Below are 9,284 nucleotides of genomic sequence, written 5' to 3' on the forward strand. Positions count from 1 at the left end.
GGCACCTCAGGATAAGGTCGCGGGGTGGAGGGCGGAGTGTCGCGGCTACTTCGCCAGTTCGCGGAGCGCGTCGCGGCGATCCTTCATGACGGCGCGGGCGACTGCCATCTGATCCGCGAAATCCGGTGTCTCGGGTGTCAGGTGGTAGCCGTCCGGCGTTTCTACGAGGAAGACCGTGTCTCCCGTCGACACGTTGAGCCGCGCCTGCACCTCCTTCGGAAGGACGACGCCGACGGCGTCGCCGATCTGCGTGAGCTTGAGCGCCACCATCGCGTCTTCCAAACGGGTTGCCGGGGATCGGTCCCTTCGAGAATGGGCGGGACCGTGCGGATGCGCAAGCGCGGGACGGGCGGCCGCTACGCCCGCCTCCGCCGCGCCAGCATGTTCAGCCCTTCAACGCCGGCCGAGAACGCCATCGCGGTGTAGATGTAGCCCTTGGGCACGTGCGCCCCGAAGCCTTCGGCGATCAGCGTCATGCCGATCATGATCAGGAAGCCGAGCGCCAGCATCACCACCGTCGGGTTCTTCGCGATGAAGGCCGAGAGCGGCTCGGCGGCCACCAGCATCACGACCACTGCCGTCACGACGGCGATCATCATCACCGGCACGTGCTCGGTCATGCCCACCGCCGTGATGATCGAGTCGATCGAGAAGACGAGGTCGAGGAGCAGGATCTGGCCGATCGCCGCGGCGAAGCCCAGCGTCGCGTCGCCCGTCGCCTTCTCCGGAGCTGGGTCGACGCTGTGATGGATCTCGGTGGTGGCCTTCCACAGCAGGAACAGGCCGCCGGCGAGCAGGATCAGGTCACGCCAGGAGAAGGCGTGGCCGAGCACCGAGAAGACGGGGCTCGTCAGCTGCACGATGAAGGCGACCGTGCCGAGCAGCCCCAGCCGCAGGACCAGGGCGAGCCCGATGCCGATGCGGCGGGCCTTCGCCTGGTGCTCGGGCCGCAGCTTGTTGGTGAGGATCGAGATGAAGATCAGGTTGTCGATCCCGAGCACCACCTCCATCACCACGAGGGTCGCCAGCGCCGCCCACACCGTCGGGTCGGCGGCGAGTTGAACGAGATGGTCCATCGGGCGCCTCGCGTCAGAGCGGCAGGAAGCGGGTGCCGCCGGCTCCCGGCCGGTCGGCCGCATCCGGGGCATAGATCTTCAGGATCTTCGGGAAGACCTTGAAGTGGGCCGGGGTGTGGGTGGTGAGCTCGCCGTCGGTGTTGACGGCCCGCGGCTTCCGCGTGCTCAGCACCACCTCGGTGGTCTGGAAGGCGCGCACGTCCTCGGCCCTGCCGTGGGTGCCGCGGCGGAGCGCCGGCAGCAGGGCGAGCAGGCGCCACCAGTGCTTCACCTCAAGGGAGTAGAAGTCGAGCTTGCCGTCGTCGACGGTCGCTGTCTCCTCCACCGTCATGCCGCCGCCGTAGTGGCGCCCGTTGCCGACCGAGGCCTGGATCGTGGTGACGCGCTCGCGCTTGCCGTCGTGCTCGATCGTCACCGTGAAGGGCCGCACCCGCCGCAGCACCCGGAAGGCGGCGATGGCGTAGCCGACCGTGCCCCACTTCTTCTTCGATTCCGCGGTGAGGCCGCCGGCGAGATCCGCCGAGAAGCCGATGCTGGCCACGTTGAAGAAGTAGTGCCCGTTGACCCAGCCGAGGTCGACCGGCTGCGGCGCGGCCTGCGTGATCAGCTCCGCGGCGGCCACCGGATCGAGCGGCAGTCCGAGGGAGCGGGCGAGGTCGTTGGCGGTGCCCAGCGGCAGGATGCCGAGCGGCAGGCCGGTCTCGACGAGGGCGGGCGCCGCCGCGTTCATGGTGCCGTCGCCGCCGCCGAGGATCACGAGGTCGACGTCCTGCGCGTGCCGCCGGATCACCGCGCAGCAATCGCGCTCGGGCTCCGGCTCGACCAGCGTGAGGCCGCCCGCGCGCAACGCCTCGCGCACGGCATCGATCGCCGCGCCGCCGTTGCGGGCCTTCGGGTTGCACAGGAGCAGCGCCCGGCGCGGACGCGACGCCCCCGACGACTCGGCCTCCGCGCTCGTCGGCGAACCTCCGGCGACGGACCGGCTCAACGGATCGGACAAGGGCGGTAACCTCTTCGGCGCGTTCGCCGCCACCCGCGAGGCGCGGGGGCGACGGCGTGGCAGAGATCCGACATCGCGGTCGACGCCTCGACCGCCAGAGGGGCCCGGACCCGGAATACGGCCTAGGTGGCGTACCGTTCCGGCGATCTCAACCCCGTTGCCCCCGCAATTCCGAACTTGCCGGGACCGCAGATGCGGTTTCGCGTGTCCCGAGCGCTATCGGCCGGCTCCGATGCGCTTCGGAGCAGAGCCGCACGGAACCGGGCGCCCACCGGTTCGCGTTAACCTCGGCCGTCGTAGAACGCGTCGCCCCCCGCCCGGCCACCCTCCGGTGATCCCATGTGCCCTGATCCCTCACGCGTCGGCGGCCTGCGTTCCGCGCTCGCGCTCGGCTTGATCCTCGCCGCCGGGGCGGCCCGGGCCGAGCCGCGCCCGGGCTGGGTCGACCCGCCGGCGAAGGCCGCGCCCGGCACGCCGGCGGCCCCGCTCGCCCCGAAGGCCGAGGCTCCGCCTGCCCCAGTCGAGCCGGCCGCAACCGCGGCGCCGGTTCCGGCCGCCCCGGTGACACGGGAGGCGGCCAAGCCCGCCGGAAACGCGTCGAACCCGACGCCGGCCTTCGCCGAGACCGAGCGCGACGGCGCGGCCATGGGCGGCCCAAGCCGCCGGGCCGAGCGGCCGCGGCTTCGGCGGCGTGCCGCGCAGCGCCTCTCCGACACGCCGGCCGCCAACGCGCTGACCGTCGCGCCGCGGATTTCCGCCGCCCCGCGCGAGGCGGCTGCCGATCCACGCTTCTCCGGTTGGGCGGGACAGGCGCAGGGCCTGACCGAGGATTACCTCGCCGCCTTCTCGGGCTCGAACGGCGCCATGGTCTCGGGCGCGTCGCGCTTCTACGGTGAGCGCCTGCGCTTCCACGGGCGGATGACGACGCTCGCGGCCCTGCTCGCCGAGAAGCGCCGCTTCGCGCAGCGCTGGCCGGAGCGGCGCTACGAGCCGCGCGACACCCGCACCGCCTGCAACGCGGCGCTCCAGAGCTGCGTCGTGCGCACCCTCGTGGACTTCCAGGCCGGCAGCCCGGCCCGCGGCGCGCGCTCGCAAGGGGTGGCCGAGCTGGTGCTGGAGGTCAGCTTCGCCGGCGGCCGCCCGGTGATCGTGTCGGAATCGAGCCGCGTGCTGCGCCGCGGCGCCACGGTCGGCGCGCTTCCCGGAGCCGGCGCCAACGGCTAGACGAGACGCCATGACAACCCCGGATGCGGAAACCCTGGCCCCGACGGAGCGCCCAGTCCTCGGCGCCCCCGAGCGCGCGACTCTTCGCGGCGAGGTCCAGGCCGAGATCGCGCGCCGCAACCCGAAGCCGGTGGCCGTGCGCACGCTGCAGCTGCTGGCCGAGGCGGCGGTCGAGCCGTCGGCCGAGCCGGCGGGCTATCGCGTCGTCGATCGCCACGGCCGTCCGCGCCGCCACGCCGGGTCCGACGCGCCGCTGACGCTGGCCGAGCTCGTCGACGAGATCCAGGCCCGGCACCCGGCCCTGTTCCTGCCGGCGGTCGTGCCCCCCGCGATCGCGCCGGCCGAGCCCGAGGTGACGAGGGACGCCCCGCTGATCGCCGGCGCCGCCGAGATGCGGGCGGCCACCGCCCGCCTGGTCGAGACCGGCTCGGAGCGCGCCCGCGCCCTCGCCGAACGCTCCACCGAGCAGGGCAGGGCGCTCGCGGAATCCGCGGTCGACCGCGTCTCCGGCGTCCGGGCCGGAATGGCCGCCTGGCTCGCCGCGCGCCGGGCCGCGGCCGACAGAACCAGGTCCGACGCGACGACGCTCAACGCCACCACGTCTGGCGCCGCCACGCCCGGCACGGCCGCGCCAAACCCGGTCGCCCAGCCGGCCTGGCGCGATCGGGCCTCGCAGGTCGGCGCCTCGGCCCGCGACGGGATCGGCCGCGTGGCCGCCGGCTTGCGCGACTGGCAGGGCGAGGGCGAATCCGTGCGCCAGCACCGGCGCTGGCTGGCGGGCGGCACCGCGGCGGCCTTGCTCGCGGTGCTGGCGGCCGGGCTCGTCGTCGGAAACCGCGCGCCGGAGGGCGAGACCCCGACGAAGACCGCGACGCAAGCCGACGCATCCGTGCCCAATACCCCGTCGCCCGACCCAGTGACGCCGCCGCCGGAGACCGCCGACACGGTCGGCCTGCCCGAGCCGCCGCCCGCGCCGGCCGCCAACGCGATCAGCGGCAAGGCCGAGGTGATCGACACCGCGACCGTGCGCGTCGCCGGCAAGGTGTTGCACCTGTTCGGCGTCGAGTGGGTGCGGGGCGGGCAGGCCGACGAGCTTTCCAAGTACCTCGCCGGCCGTGCGGTCACCTGCACGCCGGTGCCGGGCAGCGAGAGCGTCTCCTGCACCGTCGAGGGCCGCGACCTTTCCGAGGTGGTCCTGTTCAACGGCGGCGGCCGCGCCTCTCCGGAAGCCTCCCCCGAGCTGGTGGCGGCCGAGGACCACGCCCGCACCGAGCGCATCGGCGTGTGGAAGCGGTAAGCCGCGGATCCCACTCCCGTTCGGGAGCGGGGACCCGATCCTACCGGACGACGTGGAGAAACCCAGCCCCTGACCAGGAAGAGCGGCGCCCGATCGCGCAGTCGCCTCCGGCTGCGCTAGGATGCCGGCGCGCCGCGTCGGCGCCAGGGGGATGGCGATGAGTCTCTCGATCGGTCTGAGCACGTTCGCGGTCGTGGCGGCGATCCTGGTGATCGTGACGCTGGCCACCGGCATTAACATCGTACCGCAGGGCTACGTCTTCACCGTCGAGCGCTTCGGGCGCTACGCCCGCACCCTCGAATCCGGCCTCGGGCTGATCACGCCGTTCGTCGAGCGCATCGGGCGCCGCGTCAACGTGATGGAGCAGGTGATCGAGGTGGCGAGCCAGGAGGCGTTCACCCGCGACAACGCCGGCGTCACCATCGACGCGGTGGTGTTCTACCAGGTGCTCGACGCCGCCCGCGCCTCCTACGAGATCTCCAACCTCGACGTCGCCACCCGCACGCTGACGATGACCAACATCCGCACCGTGGTCGGCTCGATGGACCTCGACCAGCTGCTCTCGCACCGGGACGAGATCAACGAGCGGCTGCTGCGGGTGATGGACGCCGCCGCCTCGCCCTGGGGGGTGAAGATGACCCGCATCGAGATCAAGGACATCGTGCCCCCCGCCGACCTCGCCGGCGCCATGGCCCGGCAGATGAAGGCCGAGCGCGAGAAGCGCGCTTCGGTGCTGGAGGCGGAAGGCCACCGCCAAGCCGACATCCTGCGCGCCGAGGGGCGCAAGCAGTCGGCGATCCTGGAGGCGGAAGGCCGCAAGGAAGCCGCCTTCCGCGACGCCGAGGCGCGCGAGCGCTCGGCGGAAGCCGAGGCGAAGGCGACCGGCATGATCAGCGCCGCAATCGCCGCGGGCGACATCGCGGCGGCGAACTTCTTGGTGGCCGAGAAGTACGTGGACGCGATCAAGGCGCTCGCCACCGCGCCGAACCAGCGCGTGGTGGTGGTGCCGATCGAGGCGGCGGCGCTCGCCGGGACGCTGGGCGGCATCGCCGAGATCACGAAGTCGGTGTTCGGAGAGGGCGCGGCGCCCGCGCGCCCACGCTCCGGCGCGCCGCCCAGCGTCGGGGTTCCGCGGACGTGAGCGTCGTGACCTTGCGCGACACCGTCGCCGAGACCCTCGCGATCCTCGGTCCCGCTTGGGCCTGGATCCTCGCGGGCTTGGCGCTGGCCGGGCTGGAACTGGCCGCGCCCGGCGTCTTCCTGATCTGGCTCGGGCTCGCGGCGCTCGCCACCGGCCTCGTCGCAGCGCTGGCGCCCCTGCCGTGGCAGGCGCAGGTGCTGCTCTTCGCCGGCCTCGCCGTCGCCGCGGTGCTCCTCGCCCGCCGCCTCGGCCGCGGCCACGTCCCGACCCTCAACCGCGCCGACCGTGGCCTCCTCGGCCGCGAAGGGCTCCTCGCCGAGCCGATCCGCGACGGCGCCGGCCGTATCCGCTTCGACGACACCCTGTGGCGCATCACCGGCCCCGAGCTCCCCGCCGGCGCGCGGGTGCGGGTCACGGGGATCGACGGGACGGTGCTGCGGGTGACGGGGGTGTGAGGAGGCGGTTTCTCACGGGCCACGGCCGTCCCCGCTCCACCCCGTCATCCTGGGCTCGCCTGCGGCGCCCCGGAATGGCGGGGGCGGCGCACCCCTACCGGTCGGAACCACGTAAAAGCCGCCGCCTCACCCGAATGCCCCGACCTCGTGCTGGATCATCCCCGAGATCTCGCGCACCTGGGCGAACATCCGTTTGATCGGCTGGAACAGGCCCGAATGCTCGGCCTCGTAGGTGCCGACGTCGCGCGGACCCGCCGGCTCGCCGAAGTTGAGGCCGAGCGTCGGGTCGGGGGTGATCGGGAAGATCTCGTCGAGGAGCTTGAGGCAGCCGTCGATGTCGAGGCGCAGGAACCGCTCCAGCAGCTGGTCGCGGCTGACCCCGGCCTGGGGCCGGAAGCCGGGGATGTGGACGGCGGTGAACCAGATCCGGTGGATCAGCGCCAGGCGGATCGCGTGGAGCAGGGTGAGGCGCACCGACATCTTCTTGAGGTCGGGGGCGGTGCTCTGCAGGCTCAGCGCGTCGGTGGTCAGCCGCCCGAACAGGCGGCGCAGGTTCGGCGCGAGGTCGAGGCGGTCCAGCGCGCCCGCGATGACGACGAGTTCGTCGCGGCGGCCGTCCTTCCGGGTGCGGCGGGCGCGCTCCAGCCACACGGCGGGGTCGAGGGTGTCGATGTAGGCGCGCAGCACGTCGAGGTCGCCGACGGAGGCCGCGTGCTGGACCAGCCGGAAGGCGCGGGAGAACCGCACCGAGTCGCGGCGCATGTCGCGGAACAGGTCGGGCGCGCGGCCCGCCGCCCGGCCGATCCCGTGCAGCGAGTTCGCGAGGTATCCGAGCTGATGCAGGATCGCGTTGTTGGGGATCGCCCGCATCTGGCGCGGATGGGTGATCAGCGCCGGCCCGCCGGAATCCGACTGGCGCGCCACCGGGCGCGAGCCGGTGCGGTCGATCAGCCCCGGGCCGAAGGTGCCGAGCAGGGCCGCGTAGCCGGGGTCGTCGACCAGCGCCTCCATGTCCTGGCGCACGACCGTGAAGAACTCCAGGGCGAAGTCGGTCTCGGCGTAGACCGGGTCGTCGTCGGCGTCCGCGCCCTCGGCCGCGTCGGAGAGGGCGTAGTCGGGGAAGGCGTCGTCCTCGGCGACCTCGAGCGCGTAGACGTGCTCGGCCACCCGCGCGATCGAGGCTTCCGCGATCTCCTTCGACCCGAACAGCAGGTAGCCGTCGGTGCCCTGGAAGCTCGATTCGAGGCGGACCTTGATCCCGGCCTTCTGGTTGCGCGTGCGCGCGTCCTCCGGCGCGAGGTAGGCGAGGCGGTCGCGCAAGCTGGTCGGGTGCGCGCCGCGACCGATCGATTCGCCGTGCGTGTCGAAGATCGCGAGCTCGACGTCGGCGAGCCCGTTGGCCACCAGCATCTCGGTGATGCGCAGGCGCAGGCGCTCGATCCAGAAGGTGGCGGCGAGCTGGCCGACGTAGCGGCCGGAATCGGAATAGCCGAACTGCACGGTGAGCCGGCCGATGCGCTTGAGGTAGCGCCGCCAGTGCGGGTTGCGCAGGGCGTCGTCGAGCACGCGGATGCCCTGCTCCAGGGCGCTCGCGGTCTCGAACAACGGCGTGATCTCGAGCTTGTCGGCGATGCCGTAGTGCCGCGCGAGCCACAGCGCGGCCAGCAGCGTGTAGCCGGTCTCGGTCTCTGCGATGAGGAAGCGCACCGGGTGGGTGCCGTCGACGTGCTTGAGGATCTGCGCGATCGTCATCATCAGGCGGGCGGCCGAGGCCCGCTCGGCGGCGAGCGCCCCGAAATCCACCGCCACCGGCTGCACGTCGTTGAGCAGGGTGTGGATCGCCGAGAGGTGCGAGCGGCGCTGCGCCGCATCGGTCGGCTCGCCCTCGAGGTCGATGACCCGGCGCACCGCGTTGTGGATCTGGCTGGCGTTGAGCCGGAAATGCGGCAGCGCGTTCGAAAGCCCATGCGTGGCGATGCCGGAGCGCAGGACCGCGAGGCTGCGCCGGTCGGCGTCGTCCTCGGCCCCCGCCACCGCCGCGGAGAGGCCGGCGAGCACGGCGGCGGAATCGGTTTGCGCCCGCTCGCGCTCGATGATCAGCGCCAGGGCGAAGCGGTGCACCGCCTCCAGCGACGGCTTGTCGCCGAGCCGCGGCGCCACCGCGAGCTGGCGGTTGACGGCGGCGAGCGCCGCCTCGGCGAGACCCCGCACCGCGCCCGCGGCGGGGATGGCGGGCAGGCGGCGCATCACCCGGTCGAGCTGCATGCGCTTGGATTCGAGGCGGTAGCGCAGGGTGTCCCACCAGCCGATGTCGGTGCGCCCGTCGGTGTCGCAGCCGACCCAGCTCGCGATGGCGAAGGGTTTCGGTACGAGTTCCGTCCAGCGGTCGGGCCAGCGCTTGCGCGCGGCGTCGAGGAGCGCGCCGTTGAAGGCGTCCACCGCCTCGCGGCCGTGGTTGGCTGCCACGCAGGCCTGCTCGAACTCGCCGTCCAGGGTGATCGGCGCGTCCGGCCGGGTCGAGAGCTGGGCGGCCTTCTCGATCAGGGGCGCGCGCGCCGCCGGGTCGTCGAGGCTCGCGGCCTCGGCGAGCAGCGCCGCCACGGCCTTCGGCATCCCGAAGGTCGGGTGCGCGGTGAACACCACGGCGAAGGCGGTGCGGCCGATCCCGTCGCGGAAGCGCTCGAACGCGTCCGACCGGTCCGGCACCGCGGCGACGAGGCGCGCCGGCATCGCGGCGTCGGCATCGGGATGGTGCTCGATCCCGACGTAGGCGCGCAACCGCGCCGCGCGGTCGGACAAAGCCTGCGCCCGCAAGCGCACGAACAGCGCGTCGAGGTCGGCCTCGCCGATCTCGTCCCGGTCGAAGCGGCGGGTGATCGCCAGCGTCACCGCCAGCACGGGGTTGCGGAACGGGTCCTCGCTCGCCTGCTCGCGCGAGGCCTCGATCAGCCCGACGAGGTGGCCTTCGAGCTCCTCCGGGTCGCGCTGGGCGTGCGTTCGCATCGGTCTGGCTCCGGGAGGACGGGGGCAGGGGCTTTTGGCGGGGACGCCCGGCGCGCGCAAGGCGCAGGCGGCCCGGGGACCGGAGAGG

The 9,284-nt window shown here is 73.3% G+C and carries 8 protein-coding genes; 4 read left to right on the forward strand and 4 right to left on the reverse strand.

The window, feature by feature from the left end:
* Positions 1-45 precede the first annotated feature (45 nt).
* The 3 genes from FV234_RS14435 to FV234_RS14445 all read right to left on the reverse strand — a co-directional run bounded on the left by FV234_RS14435 (position 46) and on the right by FV234_RS14445 (position 2,064).
* Positions 46-270: an AbrB/MazE/SpoVT family DNA-binding domain-containing protein gene (locus FV234_RS14435; RefSeq protein WP_147762190.1), complete on the reverse strand. Its 225-nt coding sequence runs from the start codon at positions 268-270 to the stop codon at positions 46-48.
* An 86-nt stretch (positions 271-356) separates the two neighbouring features.
* Positions 357-1,076 carry a TerC family protein gene (locus tag FV234_RS14440; protein WP_147829974.1) on the reverse strand — a complete coding sequence of 240 codons (720 nt, stop codon included), beginning with the start codon at positions 1,074-1,076 and terminating at the stop codon, positions 357-359.
* A 13-nt stretch (positions 1,077-1,089) separates the two neighbouring features.
* Positions 1,090-2,064 (reverse strand): lipid kinase, encoded by a 975-nt coding sequence (locus FV234_RS14445; protein ID WP_147829986.1) that lies wholly within the window; start codon positions 2,062-2,064, stop codon positions 1,090-1,092.
* A 351-nt stretch (positions 2,065-2,415) separates the two neighbouring features.
* Between FV234_RS14445 and FV234_RS14450 the strand changes: the two genes are divergently transcribed.
* The 4 genes from FV234_RS14450 to FV234_RS14465 all read left to right on the forward strand — a co-directional run bounded on the left by FV234_RS14450 (position 2,416) and on the right by FV234_RS14465 (position 6,193).
* The gene (locus FV234_RS14450) at positions 2,416-3,300 is read left to right on the forward strand and encodes a hypothetical protein (protein WP_238272655.1); all 885 of its coding nucleotides are present in this window, start codon (positions 2,416-2,418) and stop codon (positions 3,298-3,300) included.
* A 10-nt stretch (positions 3,301-3,310) separates the two neighbouring features.
* Positions 3,311-4,597 carry a nuclease gene (locus FV234_RS14455; RefSeq protein WP_147829976.1) on the forward strand — a complete coding sequence of 429 codons (1,287 nt, stop codon included), beginning with the start codon at positions 3,311-3,313 and terminating at the stop codon, positions 4,595-4,597.
* 157 nt (positions 4,598-4,754) lie between these two features.
* The gene (locus FV234_RS14460) at positions 4,755-5,738 is read left to right on the forward strand and encodes an SPFH domain-containing protein (protein ID WP_147829978.1); all 984 of its coding nucleotides are present in this window, start codon (positions 4,755-4,757) and stop codon (positions 5,736-5,738) included.
* Between the two features lie 5 nt (positions 5,739-5,743).
* Positions 5,744-6,193: an NfeD family protein gene (locus tag FV234_RS14465; RefSeq protein ID WP_147829990.1), complete on the forward strand. Its 450-nt coding sequence runs from the start codon at positions 5,744-5,746 to the stop codon at positions 6,191-6,193.
* A gap of 126 nt (positions 6,194-6,319) precedes the next feature.
* Here FV234_RS14465 and FV234_RS14470 read toward each other — a convergent pair whose 3' ends face one another.
* The gene (locus FV234_RS14470) at positions 6,320-9,196 is read right to left on the reverse strand and encodes a phosphoenolpyruvate carboxylase (RefSeq protein WP_147829980.1); all 2,877 of its coding nucleotides are present in this window, start codon (positions 9,194-9,196) and stop codon (positions 6,320-6,322) included.
* Positions 9,197-9,284: the final 88 nt, after the last annotated feature.

The sequence above is a fragment of the Methylobacterium sp. WL8 genome, from assembly GCF_008040045.1.
Taxonomy (GTDB): Bacteria; Pseudomonadota; Alphaproteobacteria; order Rhizobiales; family Beijerinckiaceae; genus Methylobacterium; species Methylobacterium cerastii.

Excerpts from the sequence above, each read along its gene's own strand:
- FV234_RS14435 (WP_147762190.1), bottom strand. The coding sequence starts at position 270 with ATGGTGGCGCTCAAGCTCACGCAGATCGGCGACGCCGTCGGCGTCGTC.
- FV234_RS14440 (WP_147829974.1), bottom strand. The coding sequence starts at position 1,076 with ATGGACCATCTCGTTCAACTCGCCGCCGACCCGACGGTGTGGGCGGCG.
- FV234_RS14450 (WP_238272655.1), top strand. The coding sequence starts at position 2,416 with ATGTGCCCTGATCCCTCACGCGTCGGCGGCCTGCGTTCCGCGCTCGCG.
- FV234_RS14455 (WP_147829976.1), top strand. The coding sequence starts at position 3,311 with ATGACAACCCCGGATGCGGAAACCCTGGCCCCGACGGAGCGCCCAGTC.
- FV234_RS14460 (WP_147829978.1), top strand. The coding sequence starts at position 4,755 with ATGAGTCTCTCGATCGGTCTGAGCACGTTCGCGGTCGTGGCGGCGATC.
- FV234_RS14470 (WP_147829980.1), bottom strand. The coding sequence starts at position 9,196 with ATGCGAACGCACGCCCAGCGCGACCCGGAGGAGCTCGAAGGCCACCTC.